The following is a 17,751-nucleotide window of genomic DNA, read 5'->3' on the forward strand; positions in this document are numbered from 1 at the left end:
GGGGTGGACTCGAAGAGACAAGGTTTAGCACCGGCTTTCGCCGCGCCGGAATTCCCAGGTGGATAGTTGACAGCCGGACAAACGGCACGCCTCCCCTCTACCGCGCCCATCGGCCAGCCTGATGCCTGGCGATTCAGCCGACTGACGCTGCTGGCGCGGCGGCGGAAGGCGCCGCATAGTGCCGATTCGACGACTAGACCGGTCGTCTGGTCCTCGCGTACGCGCCGGGCCGCGACGGCCGGCGACGACAATGAAGAGGCGAGCCATGAGCAAGACCCTCCACTACCGTGCGTGCCATCTCTGCGAGGCCATCTGCGGGCTCGCCATCGAGACCGAGAGCGACGAGGGCGGCGTGCCGCGGATCCGCTCGATCAAGGGCGACCCGCAGGACAGCTTCAGCCGCGGCCATGTCTGTCCCAAGGCGGTGGCCCTGCAGGACATCCAGGACGACCCCGACCGCCTGCGCCAGCCGTTGCGCCGGGTCGGCAGCGAGTGGCAGCCGATCGGCTGGGACGAGGCCTTCGCGCTGGTGGCCAGCCGCCTCGGCGAGATCCGCGAGCGCCATGGCAACGATGCGGTGGCGGTCTACCAGGGCAATCCGAGCGTGCACAACTACGGCCTGATGACCCATAGCAACTACTTCCTCGGCCTGCTGAAAACGCGCAACCGCTTCTCCGCGACTTCCGTCGACCAGTTGCCGCATCACCTGGTCAGCCAGCAGATGTACGGCCATGGTTTGTTGATCCCGATCCCCGACATCGACCACACCGACTTCATACTGGTGCTCGGCGGCAACCCGCTGGCGTCCAACGGCAGCATCATGACCGTGCCGGACGTGGAGAAGCGCCTGAAGGCGCTGAAGGCACGCGGCGGCCGGTTGGTGGTGGTCGATCCCCGGCGCAGCGAGACCGCGGCTATCGCCGACCGGCACCTGTTCATTCGTCCCGGCCAGGATGCGGCGCTGTTGCTCGGGATACTCAACACCCTGTTCGAGGAGAACCTCGGTCGCCCCACGCCGCTGCCGGTCGACGGGCTGGAGCGGGTGCGCGAGGCGGTCGCGGCCTTCGACGCCGAGTCCATGAGCGCGCGCTGTGGCGTGCCGGCCGAAAGCATTCGCCAACTGGCGCGGGATTTCGCCGCCGCCGAACGGGCGGTCTGCTATGGCCGGATGGGCGTTTCCACCCAGGCCTTCGGCACGCTCTGCCAGTGGCTGGTGCAACTGATCAACCTGGTCACCGGCAACCTCGACCGGGTCGGTGGCGCGCTGTGCACCTCGCCGGCCCTGGACCTGGTGGCGAGTACCTCGGGTGGCCACTTCGGCCGTTGGCGCAGCCGCGTCTCGGGGCTGCCGGAATATGGCGGCGAACTGCCGGTGGCGGCATTGGCGGAAGAAATCCTCGGTGAAGGCGAGGGGCAGGTGCGCGCGCTGGTCACGGTAGCCGGCAACCCGGTGCTGTCCACGCCCAACGGGAGGCGGCTCGAACAGGCCCTGGACGGCCTGGAGTTCATGCTCAGCATCGACCTCTACATCAACGAGACGACCCGCTACGCCGATCTCATCCTGCCGCCCACCGCGCCGCTGGAGCACGATCACTACGACACCACCTTCAACGTCTTCGCCGTGCGTAACGTGACCCGTTTCAACGAGGCCGTGCTGCCGCGTCCCGAGGGTGCGCTGCACGACTGGGAGATCTTCGTCGGCCTGGCGCGGGCCTTCGCCGCGCGCAACGGCCTGGAGCTGAAACCGACCCTGGAGCCGCAGCAGATGATCGACCTCGGCCTGCGCGCTGGCGCCTACGGCGACCGTTCCGAGCACAGGCTGAGCCTGGCCACTCTGCGCGAACATCCCCACGGCATCGACCTTGGGCCGCTGCGGCCGAACCTGGCGCCGCGCCTGAAGACCGCCGACCAGCGCATCCAGGCCGCGCCGCCGCTGTTCGTCGACGACCTGCAACGCTTCGCCGCACAGCCGCTGCCTGCGTCCGACCAGTTGTTGCTGATCGGACGACGCCACGTGCGCAGCAACAATTCCTGGATGCACAACTACCATCGCCTGGTGAAGGGCAAGCCGCGTCACCAGTTGCTGATGCACCCGCGGGACCTGGAGGGTCGCGGCCTGGTCGACGGGCAACGGGTGCGGGTGCGCTCGCGGGTCGGCAGCGTGGAGGTGGAGGTGGCGGCGAGCAGCGAGATGATGCCCGGGGTGGTCAGCCTGCCGCACGGCTGGGGCCACGCGCGGCCCGGCGTGCAACTGGCGATCGCCCGCGCCCAGGCCGGCGTCAGCGCCAACGACCTGACCGACGAGCGTCATCTCGACCTGCTGTCGGGTAACGCCGCGCTCAACGGCCTGCCGGTGGAGGTGGAAGCGGCCTGAGCGGGTCGACGGAACGCGAGAGTAAAGCCGAGCGTCGCGCTAGGCTTTCCGATACAATACCGGTCATTATTTGCCGAGTTACCGTGTCGAAACGTTCCTGTTGAGGTAAGCCATGGACATCATCGAAACCATTAAAGAGCAGATCGCCAACAACCCCATCCTGCTGTACATGAAGGGTTCGCCGAACGCCCCGCAGTGCGGTTTCTCCTCGCGCGCGGCCCAGGTGCTGATGGCCTGTGGCGAGAAGTTCGCCTACGTCGACATCCTGCAGAACCCGGAAATCCGCGCCAACCTGCCGAAGTACGCGAACTGGCCGACCTTCCCGCAGCTGTGGGTCAATGGCGAACTGGTCGGCGGCAGCGACATCCTCGCCGAGATGTTCGAGAAGGGCGAACTGCAGACCCTGGTCAAGGACGCGGCGGCCAAAGCCAACGCCTGATCCGCGCATCCGACGAAGAGCCCCGCCTTGTGCGGGGTTTCTTTTTTGTCCGGAGAAACCAGCAAGGAAACCGGGAGCCTCCATGTCGGAAGTCAATCCTCGCCAGGGTCGCCTGGCTTGCATCTATTTCTTCGCCATGGCCGGGCTGGTCATCGGCAACCTGATGGGACGCATCCCGGCGCTCAAGGAGCAGACCCAGCTGGACGAGCGCGCGCTCGGCCAGGCCCTGCTCGGCGTCGGGGTCGGCGCGCTCACGGCGTTCCCGTTGAGCGGTTTCCTGGTCCAGCGCATCGGCAGCCGCAGCGTAGTGATCGGCGGTTGCCTGATCATGCTGCTGGTGTTTCCGCTGCTCGGCCTGAGCCAGGGCTGGTGGCAACTGGCGTTGGCCTTCTACGTGCTGGGCGTGAGCTTCGCCGGGATGGACGTGGCGATGAACATCCAGGCGGTGGATGTCGAGCGCCTGCTCGGCAAGCCCTGCATGTCCATGCTGCATGGCATGTACAGCCTCGGTTGCCTGGTCGGTGCGTTGAGCGCCGCGGCCCTGGCCGGACTGACGCCGTTCTGGCACTTCCTCATTCTCTCCGCACTCGGCCTGCTGAGCCTGCCATTCTTCGTACGCGCGTTGCTTCCGCCGGACCCGAGCAAGGCGGGCGCGCGCAAGGGCGGCGGCTTCACCTTGCCGCCGCGGGCCTTGCTCGGCCTGGGCCTGCTGATTCTCTGCGCGTTCGTTTCCGAGGGCGGCGTGGCTGACTGGAGCGCGCTGTTCCTGCACAGCGTTCTGGATGCTTCCGAGCGGGTGGCGGCGCTGGGCTTCGCGGCGTTTTCCGCGGCGATGGTGGTGGGGCGGCTGTTCGGCGACCGCCTGCGCGGACGCATCGACGATGCGCCGTTGCTGCGCGGCCTGGGTTCGCTGGCCACGCTGGGCATGCTGGTGGCGCTGTTCAGCCCCTGGCCGGCGCTGAGCATCGCCGGTTTCGGGGTGGTTGGCCTGGGACTGTCGGTGATGGTGCCGATCGTGATCAGCGCTGCTGGCAACCAGCCGGGCATCGATCCGGTGATCGGGGTCGCCGCCGTCTCTACCGTGGGGTATGGCGGACTGCTGATGGGACCGCCGCTGATCGGCCTGCTGGCCCACGAGATCGGCCTGCGCTGGGCATTGCTGGTACTGGTCGGTCTTTGCCTGTTGCTGGCCCTGCGCGCCGATCTGGTCCGGCGCAGGCCGCGCAGCGCCTGAGGCTTTCTGGCGGCAAGAAAAAAGCGCCGGCGGGGCAGGCCGCCGGCGCTTCGTCGTGGTTCCCGATCAGTCGTCTTCGTGCATGTGCGACTGCAGGTAGTTCTCCAGGCCGACTTTCTGGATCAGGCCCAGTTGGGTTTCCAAGTAGTCGATGTGCTCTTCTTCCGACTCCAGGATGTCCTTCAGCAGGTCGCGGCTGACATAGTCGTGCACCTGCTCGCAATGCACGATGGCTTCGCGCAGGTCCTTGGTCGCCTTCAGCTCCAGGTTCAGGTCGCACTGCAGCATTTCCTGGGTGTTCTCGCCGATCAGCAGCTTGCCGAGGTCCTGCAGGTTGGGCAGGCCTTCGAGGAAGAGGATGCGCTCGATGAGCTTGTCGGCATGCTTCATCTCGTCGATCGACTCGTGGTACTCGTGGGCGCCGAGGCGCTTCAGGCCCCAGTCGTTCCACATGCGCGAGTGGAGGAAGTACTGGTTGATCGCGATCAGCTCGTTGCCGAGGATCTTGTTGAGGTGCTGGATGACTTTCTTGTCGCCTTTCATGCCGAATCCTGCCGTCGTAGTGGGTGTGATTCGCCAAGTTTGGCCGCGACGAAGCAGGGTGTCAAACCTAAGTTATTGAAATATAAGGGAAAAAGAATATGAATACGAATGTTTTCTTTCCGCGTTCTGCCGCTAAGTCATTGAATTGAAGGCATAAAAAAACCGGGCGCCAGGCCCGGTTCTTCTGAAAGAGGGATAAAAAATATTTTTCAGGCAGCGACGAACGCCGTAGTCCCGAACGCCGGTACCGGCTGGGCACTCTGCAGGTCGTTGAGGGTTTCGCGTACCACCTGCTTGGCCAGGCATGCGCACTTGCCGCACTGGGTACCGACGCCGGTGGCTTCGCGAACCTCACGATAGCTGCAGCAGCCTTCGTAGATGGCATCGCGGATCTGGTTGTCGGTAACACCTTGGCAGAGGCAGACGTACATGGCGATCTGGCTACTGGGAAGTTGAGTTGGAAAAGATACTAATAATAATGAGAATGATTGTCAAAGTTCCCTGGAGCGTTTTAGTCGGGTTTTTTTCGCCCCCCGACAAATGGCTTTGTCGGACAAAGACTTAGCGCCGGCTGGGGCGGGGTGTATGATGGTTGTTTCCCGGGGAACGGCGCCCCTGCCATCGAGGCTTCACGAGGAGCCGGCAGGCTGCGGTGCCGTCCTTCAACCTTCCGCTTAAAGGAGACATGGAATGAGCGTACTCGTAGGTAAGAAAGCGCCTGACTTCAACGTTGCCGCGGTACTGGGCAATGGCGAGATCGTCGAGAGCTTCACCCTGTCCGAGGCCATCAAGGGCAAGTACGGCCTGGTGTTCTTCTATCCGCTGGACTTCACCTTCGTCTGCCCGTCCGAGCTGATCGCCCTGGACCACCGCATCCCGGAATTCCAGGCGCGCAACGTCGAGGTGATCGGCGTTTCCATCGACTCCCACTTCACCCACAACGCCTGGCGCAACACCCCGGTGGACAAGGGCGGCATCGGTGCCGTCAAGTACACCCTGGCGGCCGACACCAAGCACGAGATCGCCAAGGCCTATGACGTCGAGTCCGACGGTGGCGTGGCTTTCCGTGGCGCGTTCCTGATCGACAAGGAAGGCGTAGTGCGCTCGCAGATCGTCAACGACCTGCCGCTGGGCCGCAACATGGACGAGCTGCTGCGTCTGGTCGATGCCCTGCAGTTCCATGAGGAGCACGGCGAAGTCTGCCCGGCCAACTGGAAGAAGGGCGACAAGGGCATGACCGCATCGCCCGAAGGCGTGGCCAAGTACCTGGCCGAGAACGCCAGCAAGCTGTAAGAAGAGCCTGCTTCGCGCGTTGGAAAAAGCCCCGCTTCGGCGGGGCTTTTTCATGGGTTCGCGGGGGCCGGCAGCCCCATCCCAGGTCACGCGCCTCGCTCCGAAGAGGGGGAGATTGCCTGACCGGTCGCGTAGGACGGATAACGTCCTGGCGTTATCCGCCTAAGTGGGCCGAGGCTCAGTCGTCGTCATCCATCCAGCCGCCCATTTCCTTCCAGCGGTTGACGATGCCGCAGAACAGCTCGGCGGTCTTCTCGGTGTCGTAGCGTGCCGAGTGCGCCTCGCGGTTGTCGAACTCCATGCCGGCGGCCTGGCAGGCCTTGGCCAGGACCGTCTGGCCGTAGGCGAGGCCAGCCAGGGTGGCGGTGTCGAAGCTGGAGAAGGGATGGAACGGATTGCGCTTGATCCCGGTACGCGCCACGGCGGCATTGAGGAAACCGAGGTCGAAGCTGCTGTTGTGGCCGACCAGGATCGCCCGCTTGCAGCCATTGGCCTTCAGCGCCTTGCGGATGCCGCGGAAGATCTCGGTGAGTGCCGCTTCCTCCTGCACCGCCATGCGCAGCGGGTGGTCAAGCTTGATGCCGGTGAATTCCAGCGCGGCCGGCTCGATGTTGGCGCCTTCGAAGGGCTCGATGCGGAAGAAGTAGGTGTGTTCCGGGAACAGGAAGCCTTTCTCGTCCATGCCGACAGTGGTCGCGGCGATTTCCAGCAGCGCGTCGGTGGCCGAGTTGAAGCCGCCGGTCTCGACGTCCACCACTACCGGCAGGTAGCCGCGGAAGCGGCGCGCCATCGGATGGCGCGGGCCGCTGGGGAGGCTGCCGTCGAATTCGTCGTCGAAGTTGTCTTCGCTCATGCCCCGGCCTCCAGCAGTTTCCAGCGGAGTGTCTCGCCGGCGCGCAGCGGCACCACGTCGAAGTCGCCGAAGGGGAGGCTGGCGGGCGCCTGCCATTCCTCGCGGACCAGGGTGATCCGGTCGGTGTTGCGCGGCAGGCCATAGAAGTCCGGGCCGTGCAGGCTGGCGAAGCCTTCCAGCTTGTCCAGCGCATTGCGCTGTTCGAAGGCCTCGGCATACAGCTCGATGGCGGCGTAGGCGCTGTAGCAGCCGGCGCAACCGCAGGCGGCTTCCTTGGCGTGGCGGGCGTGCGGCGCCGAGTCGGTGCCGAGGAAGAATTTCGGATTGCCGCTCACCGCGGCGTCCAGCAGGGCTTCCTGGTGGGTGTTGCGCTTGAGGATCGGCAGGCAATAGAAGTGCGGACGGATACCGCCGACCAGCATGTGGTTGCGGTTGTACAGCAGGTGATGGGCGGTAATGGTCGCGCCGACGTTGGCCGGGGCTTCCCGGACGAACTGGGCGGCGTCGCCGGTGGTGATGTGCTCGAAGACCACCTTCAGGGTCGGGAAGCGCTCGACCACCCGGCGCAGGTGCTCGTCGATGAACTGCTTCTCACGATCGAATACGTCGACCTCGGCGCGGGTCACCTCGCCATGCACCAGCAGCGGCATGCCGACCTCGGCCATCGCCTCGAGCGCTTCGAAGATATTGTCGATGCGGGTCACGCCAGAATCCGAGTTGGTGGTGGCGCCTGCCGGATAGAGCTTGGCGGCATGCACGAAGCCGCTGGCCTTGGCGGTACGGATTTCCTCGGCGCTGGTGCGGTCGGTGAGGTACAGCACCATCAGCGGCTCGAAGCGGCTGGCGGCGGGGCGGGCGGCGAGGATGCGCTGCCGGTAGGCGTCGGCTTCGGCGGCGTTGCGCACCGGCGGCACCAGGTTCGGCATGACGATGGCGCGGCCGAAGGTGCGGGCGGCGTCGCCGACGGTATTGGCCAGCGCGGCACCGTCACGCAGGTGAATGTGCCAGTCGTCGGGGCGCAGGAGGGTGAGACGGTCGGACATGGGGCTTCCAGGACGGGATTTCGTGGGGGGAAATGCTACCGGAAAAGGGGGGGCGGGGCACTCGCTATCAAGTTTTGTCCGGGCCGTCCGATACATCCTTCGTATTTGGACGCTTTCCCGGAGCCCGCCGTCGTGCAGCCGCGCCTTCTTCTATTGCCTTTCCTGCTCAGCAGCCTGCCGGCGCTGGCGGTGACCTTCCAGACGCGGCTGGAGAGCGTCGAGTGGAAGGTCGAAGGCGACCAGTTCGAATGCCGCCTGTCGCAGCCGGTGGCGAATTTCGGAGTCGGCGAGTTCGTCCGGCGTGCCGGCGAGCAGGCGACCTTCCGCCTGAAGCCCGAGGCCCAGTGGCTGGGGCGCGGGTCGGCGACCCTGCTGGCTGCCGCGCCGCCCTGGCGACCGGGGCAGGGCGACATCAACCTTGGCCAGGTCAGCATCGGTAGCGGCGAGGTGCCGTTCAACAGCAGCCAGCAACAGGCCGGTCGGTTGCTCACCGGCCTGCTCGAGGGGCGCAGCCCGCTGGTCCGCCATCGCACCTGGCAGGGCGATCGCCTGGAGGTGCGCCTGCTGCCGGCGCGCTTCGCCAGCGTCTACAGCCAGTACCAGGCCTGCATCGCCAAGCTGCTGCCGGTGAACTTCGACCAGGTCAAGCTGGCCCAGGTCGGCTTCCCCGACGGCGGCACGGCGCTGAACGACGTGGCGCGAGCCAAGCTGGACATCATCCTGCAACTGCTCAAGGCCGATCCGAGCATCAACCGGATCGAACTCGACGGGCACTCCGACAACAGCGGCAACCGCCTGACCAACCGCGACCTGTCGCGCCGCCGCGCGCTGGCGGTGCAGGAGTACCTGAAGAGCAACGGGGTGCCGGAAAGCCAGATCAACGTGCGCTTCTACGGCGAGCGCTACCCGCTGGTGGCCAACAACAGCGCCGCCAACCGTGCGCGCAACCGCCGGGTCACCGTGCACCTGTCGCGCGAGGCGGTGGTCGAGCCGGCGACGGAAGCGCCGAAGGCCGAGGACAAGCCGGCGCCGCCCGCGGCAGAACCTGCCGCACCGAAGCCTCCGGCCGCCTCGCTTCAGGGAAAACCCACGGTTTGAGTCGCGCAAACGATAGAATCTGTCGCTTTTGCGTCTAAAGCTGTCGCCCCTCTGTAATTTCCCGAATGCCCTGCGTAGAATTGTCGCTTTTCGTGACGACCCCCGTGGAGTGATGGCATGGCGGATGTGAAGAAGGTAGTCCTGGCGTATTCCGGCGGCCTGGATACCTCGGTAATTCTGAAGTGGTTGCAAGATACCTATAACTGCGAAGTGGTGACCTTCACCGCCGACCTCGGCCAGGGCGAGGAAGTCGAACCGGCTCGCGCCAAGGCCCGCGCGATGGGCGTCAAGGAAATCTACATCGACGACCTGCGCGAAGAATTCGTCCGCGACTTCGTCTACCCGATGTTCCGCGCCAACACCGTCTACGAAGGCGAGTACCTGCTGGGCACCTCCATCGCTCGTCCGCTGATCGCCAAGCGCCTGATCGAGATCGCCAACGAGACCGGCGCCGACGCCATCTCCCACGGCGCCACCGGCAAGGGCAACGACCAGGTCCGCTTCGAGCTGGGCGCCTACGCGCTGAAGCCCGGCGTCAAGGTGATCGCGCCCTGGCGCGAGTGGGACCTGCTGTCCCGCGAGAAGCTGATGGACTATGCCGAGAAGCACGGCATCCCGATCGAGCGCCACGGCAAGAAGAAGTCGCCGTACTCGATGGACGCCAACCTCCTGCATATCTCCTACGAAGGCGGCGTGCTGGAAGATACCTGGACCGAGCACGAAGAAGACATGTGGAAGTGGACCGCTTCCCCGGAAAACGCGCCGGACACCCCGACCTACATCGAGCTGACCTACCGCAAGGGCGACATCGTCGCCATCGACGGCAAGGACATGACCCCGGCCGAGGTGCTCACCGAGCTGAACCGCGTCGGCGGGATCAACGGCATCGGCCGCCTCGACATCGTCGAGAACCGCTATGTCGGCATGAAGTCCCGTGGCTGCTACGAGACCCCCGGCGGCACCATCATGCTCAAGGCCCACCGCGCCATCGAGTCGATCACCCTGGACCGCGAAGTGGCCCACCTGAAAGACGAGCTGATGCCCAAGTACGCCAGCCTGATCTACACCGGCTACTGGTGGAGCCCGGAGCGCCTGATGCTGCAGCAGATGATCGACGCCTCGCAGGTCAACGTGAACGGCGTAGTGCGCCTGAAGCTGTACAAGGGCAACGTCGTGGTGGTGGGCCGCAAGTCCGACGACTCGCTGTTCGACGCCAACATCGCGACCTTCGAGGAAGACGGCGGCGCCTACAACCAGGCCGATGCCGCGGGCTTCATCAAGCTCAACGCGCTGCGCATGCGCATCGCCGCGAACAAGGGTCGCACGCTGTCCTGACCGACGCGCGCCGCCTGAGATGGAACGAAGAACCCCGGCCATGAGCCGGGGTTCTTCGTTCCTGATTGCTGAAAGCGATAGCCGGGGCCGTTCAGGAAGACTTCTGGATCAGTTCGATCTTGTAGCCGTCCGGGTCGGTCACGAAGGCGATCACGGTGGTACCGTGCTTCATCGGCCCGGCTTCGCGGGTGACCTGGCCGCCGTTGTTGCGGATGTCGTCGCAGGCCTGGTAGGCGTCGTCGACCTCGATGGCGATATGGCCGTAGCCGGTGCCGATCTCGTAGGCATCCACGCCCCAGTTGTGGGTAAGCTCGATCACCGCGGAATCCGCCTCGTTGCCATAGCCGACGAAGGCGAGGGTGAACTGGCCGTCGGGATAGTCGTTCTTCCTGAGCAGGGTCATGCCTAGCACCCGGGTATAGAAATCGATCGAGCGATCGATGTTTCCGACCCGGATCATGGTATGGAGAATGCGCATTTTCATTGCCTCGAGCTTCACGGTCAAAGGCGGATTTTACCATGTGGCCGGCAACCGGCTGCGAGATCGGGATCGTCCCCGTCCCGGCGACCGGCCCTTTGCCGGACTTCCCTTCCTACGGGGCGTTTCGCCTCTTCCCTGGGCCGGCCGTCGATAGCCGGTCGGCCTGCCTCCGCCACCCTCCCGAGCTGCCCGCTGCGTCTCCGAGCGTGCCAGGCGTCCCGCCCCCGGTGACCGGCCGAAAGCTCGCTGCGCCTTCGCCATGAGGTCGGAAAAAAGGGGGGTTGACCTTGCCAAGGTGTCAAGGTTGATAACCGGCCACGGAAGCGGTTTCGTCCAGCCAGGCCACGCAGGCTCAGACCAGGAAGGCACAACAATGAATCTCAGACACTTCATCCGCATCACCGCGACGCTAGGTGTCGCGGCCCTTATCGCTGGCTGCGGGGAATCGGCGCCGCCGGGGGCGGCGAGCGCCCCGCCAAGCGTTCCCGTCGCCGAGGTGGTGGTTCGCCCGGTGACACCCTACGCCGAGTTCACCGGCTCGCTGACCGCTGTCGAGCAGGTAGAACTGCGGCCGCGCGTCGCCGGCTACATCCAGGACGTTACGGTGCCGGAAGGCCGCCTGGTAGAGAAGGGCCAGCAACTGTTCCTCATCGACCCGCGCGTGTTCAAGGCGGCGCAGGATGCCGCCAGGGCACGCCTGCGCGAGGCCGAGGCCGCGGCGTTGCTGGCGCGCACCGAACACGAGCGAGCCGAGCTGCTGTATGCGCGGAAGGTCGTCGCCCGGGAGCGGCTCGACAGCGCCATCGCCTCGCGCAATGCCAGCAAGGCCCAGGTCGATGCGGCCAGGGCCGCCCTCGACGCGGCGCAACTGGATCTCGGCTTCACGCGGGTGACGGCACCGATCGGCGGGCGTGTCGGGCATATCCAGGTCACCGAGGGCAACTACGTCACCAATGGCGTCACCGCGCTGACCAGCATCGTTTCGGTCGATCCGCTATACGTGTACTTCGATGTCGACGAGCGCACCTACCTGCAGGCCCTGGCGCCGACCCGCGGCAGGGAAGGCGAGCAGGCCCCCAGGGTCAAGGTGGCGCTGCTCACCGACGAGTCCTATGGACGAAGCAGTCGCCTCGATTTCCTCGCCAACGCCGCCGACCGCGGGACCGGCACGGTCCGGGTTCGGGCGGTGGTCGACAACCCGGACGGGCAACTGACGCCGGGGCTGTTCGCCAAGGTCAGGCTGGAGACCGGCAAGCCTCGCGCGCAGGTGCTGGTCGCCGACCATTCCATCGGCACCGACCAGGGCAGGCGCTATGTGCTGGTCGTCGACGAAGGCAACAAGACCCAGTACCGGCCGGTGGAACTCGGCCCGATGGTCGACGGCCTGCGGGTCGTCCGCCAGGGCCTGCAGCCGGGCGAGCGCATCGTCGTCAAGGGCCTGGTCCGGCCGGACATGCAGATCACACCGCGCCTTGCGGAAATCGATGGCACGCCCGTCGACCTGTCGAAGACCGTGGGGGCCGCACAATGACATTCCCACGCTTCTTCATCGATAGGCCGATCTTCGCCATCGTTCTTTCGGTGCTGATGATGATCGGAGGCATCGTTTCGTTCTTCCAGTTGCCGCTGAGCGAATACCCGGCGGTGACGCCGCCGACCGTGCAGGTGACTACCGCCTATCCCGGCGCCAACCCCGACGTGATCGCGCAGACGGTGGCGACACCGCTGGAGCAGGCGATCACCGGGGTCGAGGGGATGCTGTACATGTCCTCGCAGTCGGCCACCGACGGGCGAATGATCCTGACCATCACCTTCGACCAGCACATCGATCCCGACATGGCCCAGATCCAGGTGCAGAACCGGGTCTCGCGGGTGCTCTCGCGCCTGCCCGACGAGGTGCAGCGGCAGGGCGTGGTCACCCAGAAGACCTCGCCGGACATCCTCATGGTGGTGCACCTGCTGTCGCCGGAGCAACGCTACGACCCGCTGTACATCTCGAACTACGCCTACCTCCAGGTGCGCGACGAACTGCTTCGCCTGCCGGGGATCAGCGATGTGGTGGTGTGGGGCGCCGGCGAGTACAGCATGCGCCTGTGGCTCGACCCCGACCTGATCGCCGCGCGCGGGCTGACGGCGGGCGAAGTGATCGCCGCGGTACGCGAACAGAACGTCCAGGTGGCGGCCGGCGCCGTCGGCCAGGCGCCGGACTCCACCGCGGCCTTCCAGGTCACGGTGAATACCCTCGGGCGGCTGAGCGACGAAGAGCAGTTCGGCGACATCATCGTCCGCACCGGCGCCGACGGCCAGGTGACGCGCCTGCGCGACGTCGCGCGGATCGAGATGGGCGGCGATGCCTATGCGCTGCGCAGCCTGCTGGACGGCGAGCCGGCGGTGGCCTTGCAGATCGTCCAGAGCCCCGGAGCCAACGCGCTGGATACCGCCGAGGCGGTGCGTGCCACCGTGGCGAGGCTCGAAGGCAACTTCCCGGCCGGCCTGAGCGCGCGCATCGCCTACGACCCGACGGTGTTCGTCCGCGCTTCGTTGCAGACCGTGGCCACCACCCTGCTGGAGGCGATCCTGCTGGTCGTGGTGGTGGTGGTGCTGTTCCTGCGTAGCTGGCGTGCTTCGCTGATTCCGCTGATGGCCGTGCCGGTCTCGCTGGTCGGCACCTTCGCCATCATGCATCTGATGGGTTTCTCGCTGAATACCCTGTCGCTGTTCGGCCTGGTGCTGTCGATCGGCATCGTCGTCGATGACGCCATCGTGGTGGTGGAAAACGTCGAGCGCCACATCGAGAACGGCGAGCCGCCGCTCCAGGCCGCGCGGCGTGCGATGGACGAGGTCACCGGACCGATCATGGCGATCACCTCGGTGCTGGCGGCAGTGTTCATCCCCACGGCCTTTCTCAGTGGCCTGCAGGGCGAGTTCTATCGTCAGTTCGCCCTGACCATCGCTATCTCCACCATCCTGTCGGCGCTCAACTCGCTGACCCTCAGCCCGGCCCTGGCGGGCCTGCTGTTGCGTCCGCGGCCGGCCGGAGATGCGGTGGCGGGGCGTTTCCAGCGACTGCTCCAGGCCCTCGGCCGACCGTTGCGAAATGCCCCCGAGGCCTACGGCAACGCGGTGCGCAAGGTGGTGCGGGTGAGCGGCCTGGCCCTGGTGGTGTATGGGGGCCTGCTTGGCCTGACCTGGGTCGGTTTCCAGGCGGTGCCACCGGGCTTCGTGCCGATGCAGGACAAGTACTATCTGGTCGGCATCGCCCAGTTGCCGAACGGAGCGTCGCTGGAGCGTACCGATGCGGTGGTCAGGCAGATGTCCCGGATCGGCCTCGACGAGCCGGGGGTGGAGAGCGTCGTGGCCTTCCCGGGCCTGTCGGTGAACGGCTTCGTCAACGTGCCGAACGCCGCGGTCATGTTCTTCATGCTCGACCCGTTCGAATCGCGCACCTCCGCCGATCTCGGCGCGCTGGCCATCGCCGGGCGCCTGCAAGCCAAGTTCGCCAGCATTCCCGACGGCTTCCTCGGGGTCTTCCCACCGCCGCCGGTACCGGGGCTGGGAACCATCGGCGGCTTCAAGATGCAGGTCGAGGATCGCGGCGGCGCCGGGCTGGAAGCCCTGGCCAGGCAGACCCAGGTGCTGATGATGAAGGCCACTGAGTCCGGCCAGCTCGGGGGCTTGATGACCAGCTTCGATATCAATGCCCCGCAGCTCGAGGTGGTGGTCGACCGCACCAAGGTGAAGAGCCAGGGCGTTCGCCTGGCCGATGTGTTCGAGGCATTGCAGGTCTACCTCGGCTCGCTGTACATCAACGACTTCAACCGCTTCGGGCGCACCTACAAGGTCACTGCCCAGGCCGATGCGCCGCACCGCATGCAGGCCGAAGCCATCGGGCGCCTGCAGGTACGCAATGCCGCCGGGGCGATGTTGCCGCTGTCCTCGTTCGTCACCGTGACGCCCAGCTCCGGTCCCGACCGGGTGATCCACTACAACGGCTATCCGTCGGCCGATATCAGCGGCGGCGCGCTTCCCGGCGTCAGTTCGGGACAGGCGGTGGCGTTGATGGAGCGCCTGGCCGGCGAAGTGCTGCCCGAGGGCATGACCTTCGAATGGACCGACCTGACCTACCAGCAGAAGCTGGCCGGCAACAGCGCGCTGTTCATCTTCCCGCTGTGCGTGCTGCTGGCCTACCTGATCCTCGCCGCGCAGTACAACAGCTGGCTGTTGCCGCTGGCGGTCCTGCTGATCGTGCCGATGTGCCTGCTCAGCGCGATCGCCGGGGTGTGGCTGGTGGGCGGCGACAACAACGTGTTCGTCCAGATCGGGCTGGTGGTGCTGGTAGGCCTGGCGGCGAAGAACGCGATCCTGATCGTCGAGTTCGCCCGCACGCTGGAGGCCGAGGGCGCCCGTGCGCTGGAGGCGGTGGTCGAGGCTTGCCGCCTGCGCCTGCGGCCGATCCTGATGACCTCGCTGGCGTTCATCGCCGGCGTGGTGCCGTTGGTCATGGCCAGCGGCGCCGGAGCGGAAATGCGCCAGGCGATGGGCGTCGCGGTATTCGCCGGGATGCTCGGGGTGACGCTGTTCGGCCTGTTCCTCACGCCGGTGTTCTACGTACTGGTACGGGCACTGGCGGCGCGCCTGGAGCGACGCGCCGGCGGCAGCCTGGCGCATCTGGAGGGAGGCCGTCCATGAAGCCATACCTGCGGTCTTCGTTGAGCGCGCTGATCCTGCTGGGCGGCTGTGCCGCGGTGGGGCCCGACTATGCGCCGCCGAGCGCGTCCGCACCGGCCAGCTTCGGCGCGATGCCGGCGGGTATCGATGGCGGTGGCGTGGAGATCGAGTGGTGGCGCGGGTTCGACGAGCCAGCCCTGGAGTCTCTGATCCAGCGGGCGCTCGCGGCGAACCTCGACATCGCCCTTGCCGGCGCGCGCCTGGACGAAGCGAAGGCGCTGCTGCGCGAGAACCGCGAAGAGTTCCTGCCGCGCGGCGGCCCGGCGTTCGATTACCAGGCCCGGCGGCGCGGCGAGGTGGAAACACCGGCCGGCCAGCAGCGCGACATCGAGACCTATCGCGGCGCGCTGGATGCTTCCTGGGAAATCGACCTGTTCGGTCGGGTGCGGCGCTCGGTGGAGGCCGCCGAGGCGCAGGCGGGCTCGCGCGAGGCCCTGCTGCGCAACGTGCAGGCGAGCGTCGCGGCTACGGTTGCCATGACCTGGTTCCAGCTACAGGGCATCGAGGCCGAACTTGCGGTGGTCCATGACATCGCCGGCAACCAGCGCGACAGCCTGGAGATGGTCGAACGCCTGGTCAGCGCCGGCTCCGCCCACGAGTTCGACCGGTTGCGCGCCGAAGCGTTATTGCACAACGTCGAGGCGGCCGTGCCCGACCTCGAACGGCGCCGCGCCGCCACCCGCAATGCGCTGGCCGTTCTCCTCGCGGAAGCCCCGCAGGCCTTCAGCCCGCCGGTCGCCCGTGCCTCCGGGGAAAGGCTGACGCTCCGCACCCTCGGGGTCGGCGACCCGGCGGGACTGCTGGCGCGTCGCGCCGACATCGCCGCGGCCGAACGCAACCTGGCGGCCGCGACCGCACGTATCGGCGTCGAGACCGCGGGGCTGTATCCGCGGGTCGAGGTACGCGGCTCGATTGGCCTGGTCGCCGGCAATCTCGATGCTTTGGACGAGAGTGGTACGTCCTTCAACGTCCTGAACCCGGTGATTCGCTGGGCGCTACTCGACCGCGGTCGCGTGCGGGCGCGGATCGCCGCCAGCGAGGCCCGTGCGCAGGAGGCATTGATCCTCTACGACCGGACGGTGCTGCGCGCCCTGCAGGAGACCGATGATGCCTTCAACGGCTATGGCGCTGCCGCTGACAGGCTCCGCCTGCGCCTGCTCGAGGCGACGGCCAATCGCGAGGCGGCGCGCCTGGCCCGGGAACGCTTCGTCCAGGGGGACGGCGAGTACCTGGACGTGCTCGAGGCGGAACGCTCGGACTACCTCAGCCGGCGCGCATTGAGCATCGCGCGCACCGAGCAGCGCCTTGCCGTCGTGGGTATCTACAAGGCGCTGGGTGGTGGCTGGGAAGCCTGCGCGGGGGCGCGGCGCTGTGGCGTGGCTACCGACGATACCTCTCCAGGCGTGGCACGGCAGCGCGACAGTCGCTCCTGATCAGCCGCCGGCGGTTTCCGGCCGCCGGCCTTCGCTCGACTGCCTAGGTCGAGGGCCGTGCGGCGCGTCCTCCGGTTATTTGGCGAACCCCGGGAGTACGGATTGCCTGGCGCGGATCGCTCGTCCCTGTCCGCCTTATCGATAAGTCGGTTCCGAACTCTTTTTCGGTAGTTCATTCAGATGGATGAGTGAAGAGGGCAGATGGAAAGTATCTGCTCGGGACTTCAATGTTCAGAAGAGTGGGGAAGTATTACTTCCTCATTGTTCTTCAGGTACGTTCCGGCTGCCCGCCGTTTCTTATTGGATGAAGTCACTCCTGTGCCTCTGCGCTCGCGCCGCACGGAGACGTCGAATACATATCGTCGAGAGGTTCTTCAGTGGTGAGTGGAGCTGGCTGACGCGGTATCTCGGTTGTCGGGCGGAGTTGTTCTATATGTTCGAACTTGGCTTTGCTCGTTGTTTTAAGTTTGCGGAATAACCTCTGGAACTATTCATATGAATTTTTGAAAGTTTGGTTTACCTGAGAGATTTATGAGTTGACCTTGTCACGATGGCAGGACTCATGGTTCGCAGGAGCCAACAAACCAGGAGGTTGCGATGTTTTCTTTCCATATTCCGAACATGACCTGCGGCGGTTGTGCCAAGACTGTCACCCGTATCCTGCACGGCGTCGATCCCCAGGCGCGCGTAGAGACCGATCCTCCTCGGCGCGAGGCCAGGGTCGAGAGCACTCTGGACAAGCACGCATTCCTCGAGGCGTTGAGCGAGGCCGGTTATCCGGAGGGCCGTTGAGTGCATGGGCATGACGCAGGCGTAGGGTCGGATAGTAGCGTTTCGCCCAGTGCCGGCAATAGGAAAATGATTTTCATTGAAGTCCGCGTTCCATATGCCATCAAT

Annotated in this window: 15 protein-coding genes; 10 read left to right on the plus strand and 5 right to left on the minus strand. The window is 65.9% G+C overall.

The window, feature by feature from the left end; genetic code table 11:
* Positions 1–265: 265 nt before the first annotated feature.
* The 3 genes from LJF27_RS06015 (at position 266) to LJF27_RS06025 (ending at position 4,047) form a co-directional block, all read left to right on the plus strand.
* The gene (locus tag LJF27_RS06015) at positions 266–2,374 is read left to right on the plus strand and encodes a molybdopterin oxidoreductase family protein (protein WP_023117062.1); all 2,109 of its coding nucleotides are present in this window, start codon (positions 266–268) and stop codon (positions 2,372–2,374) included.
* A gap of 112 nt (positions 2,375–2,486) precedes the next feature.
* Complete coding sequence (gene grxD, locus LJF27_RS06020) at positions 2,487–2,813, plus strand: Grx4 family monothiol glutaredoxin (RefSeq protein WP_003092082.1); 327 nt, start codon at positions 2,487–2,489, stop codon at positions 2,811–2,813.
* Between the two features lie 82 nt (positions 2,814–2,895).
* Positions 2,896–4,047: an MFS transporter gene (locus tag LJF27_RS06025; RefSeq protein ID WP_015649282.1), complete on the plus strand. Its 1,152-nt coding sequence runs from the start codon at positions 2,896–2,898 to the stop codon at positions 4,045–4,047.
* 66 nt (positions 4,048–4,113) lie between these two features.
* On the opposite strand, the gene bfrB is transcribed toward LJF27_RS06025, so the two are convergent.
* On the minus strand, positions 4,114–4,590 hold the full coding sequence (bfrB, locus tag LJF27_RS06030) for a bacterioferritin BfrB (protein WP_003092078.1): 477 nt from the start codon (positions 4,588–4,590) through the stop codon (positions 4,114–4,116).
* Positions 4,591–4,799: 209 nt separating this feature from the next.
* Positions 4,800–5,021, minus strand: a complete 222-nt coding sequence (locus LJF27_RS06035) for a bacterioferritin-associated ferredoxin (protein WP_003092075.1) — start codon at positions 5,019–5,021, stop codon at positions 4,800–4,802.
* A 259-nt stretch (positions 5,022–5,280) separates the two neighbouring features.
* Here LJF27_RS06035 and LJF27_RS06040 point away from each other — a divergent pair, with 259 nt between their 5' ends.
* Entirely contained in the window at positions 5,281–5,883 is a 603-nt protein-coding gene (locus LJF27_RS06040) for a peroxiredoxin (protein WP_003092073.1), read from the plus strand.
* 178 nt (positions 5,884–6,061) lie between these two features.
* Here the strand turns inward: LJF27_RS06040 and rnt are convergent, their stop codons facing one another.
* Together rnt and pyrC are read right to left on the minus strand one after the other, a co-directional pair.
* Positions 6,062–6,736 carry a ribonuclease T gene (gene rnt, locus LJF27_RS06045; protein WP_003092070.1) on the minus strand — a complete coding sequence of 225 codons (675 nt, stop codon included), beginning with the start codon at positions 6,734–6,736 and terminating at the stop codon, positions 6,062–6,064.
* Complete coding sequence (gene pyrC / locus LJF27_RS06050) at positions 6,733–7,779, minus strand: dihydroorotase (protein WP_003092068.1); 1,047 nt, start codon at positions 7,777–7,779, stop codon at positions 6,733–6,735. Before pyrC ends, rnt begins: the two co-directional genes overlap by 4 nt.
* A 132-nt stretch (positions 7,780–7,911) precedes the next feature.
* Between pyrC and motY the strand changes: the two genes are divergently transcribed.
* Positions 7,912–8,877 carry a flagellar protein MotY gene (gene motY, locus LJF27_RS06055; RefSeq protein WP_003104269.1) on the plus strand — a complete coding sequence of 322 codons (966 nt, stop codon included), beginning with the start codon at positions 7,912–7,914 and terminating at the stop codon, positions 8,875–8,877.
* A 117-nt stretch (positions 8,878–8,994) separates the two neighbouring features.
* A complete protein-coding gene (locus tag LJF27_RS06060) occupies positions 8,995–10,212 on the plus strand; it encodes an argininosuccinate synthase (RefSeq protein WP_003092065.1) in 1,218 nt (405 codons plus the stop codon).
* Between the two features lie 91 nt (positions 10,213–10,303).
* Here LJF27_RS06060 and gloA read toward each other — a convergent pair whose 3' ends face one another.
* Positions 10,304–10,690: a lactoylglutathione lyase gene (gene gloA / locus LJF27_RS06065; protein WP_003110007.1), complete on the minus strand. Its 387-nt coding sequence runs from the start codon at positions 10,688–10,690 to the stop codon at positions 10,304–10,306.
* Between the two features lie 376 nt (positions 10,691–11,066).
* Between gloA and mexP the strand changes: the two genes are divergently transcribed.
* The 4 genes from mexP (at position 11,067) to LJF27_RS06085 (ending at position 17,646) form a co-directional block, all read left to right on the plus strand.
* The gene (gene mexP / locus LJF27_RS06070; RefSeq protein ID WP_003119548.1) at positions 11,067–12,224 is read left to right on the plus strand and encodes a multidrug efflux RND transporter periplasmic adaptor subunit MexP; all 1,158 of its coding nucleotides are present in this window, start codon (positions 11,067–11,069) and stop codon (positions 12,222–12,224) included.
* Positions 12,221–15,382 (plus strand): multidrug efflux RND transporter permease subunit MexQ, encoded by a 3,162-nt coding sequence (mexQ, locus tag LJF27_RS06075; RefSeq protein WP_023111478.1) that lies wholly within the window; start codon positions 12,221–12,223, stop codon positions 15,380–15,382. The genes mexP and mexQ overlap by 4 nt, the downstream gene beginning before the upstream one ends.
* Positions 15,379–16,854, plus strand: a complete 1,476-nt coding sequence (opmE, locus tag LJF27_RS06080; protein WP_023087113.1) for a multidrug efflux transporter outer membrane subunit OpmE — start codon at positions 15,379–15,381, stop codon at positions 16,852–16,854. The genes mexQ and opmE overlap by 4 nt, the downstream gene beginning before the upstream one ends.
* Before the next feature lie 597 nt (positions 16,855–17,451).
* A complete protein-coding gene (locus tag LJF27_RS06085; RefSeq protein WP_003092060.1) occupies positions 17,452–17,646 on the plus strand; it encodes a heavy-metal-associated domain-containing protein in 195 nt (64 codons plus the stop codon).
* Positions 17,647–17,751 lie beyond the last annotated feature (105 nt).

The sequence above is a fragment of the Pseudomonas sp. 203-8 genome, assembly GCF_020708595.1.
In the GTDB taxonomy this organism is placed as follows: Bacteria; Pseudomonadota; Gammaproteobacteria; order Pseudomonadales; family Pseudomonadaceae; genus Pseudomonas; species Pseudomonas aeruginosa.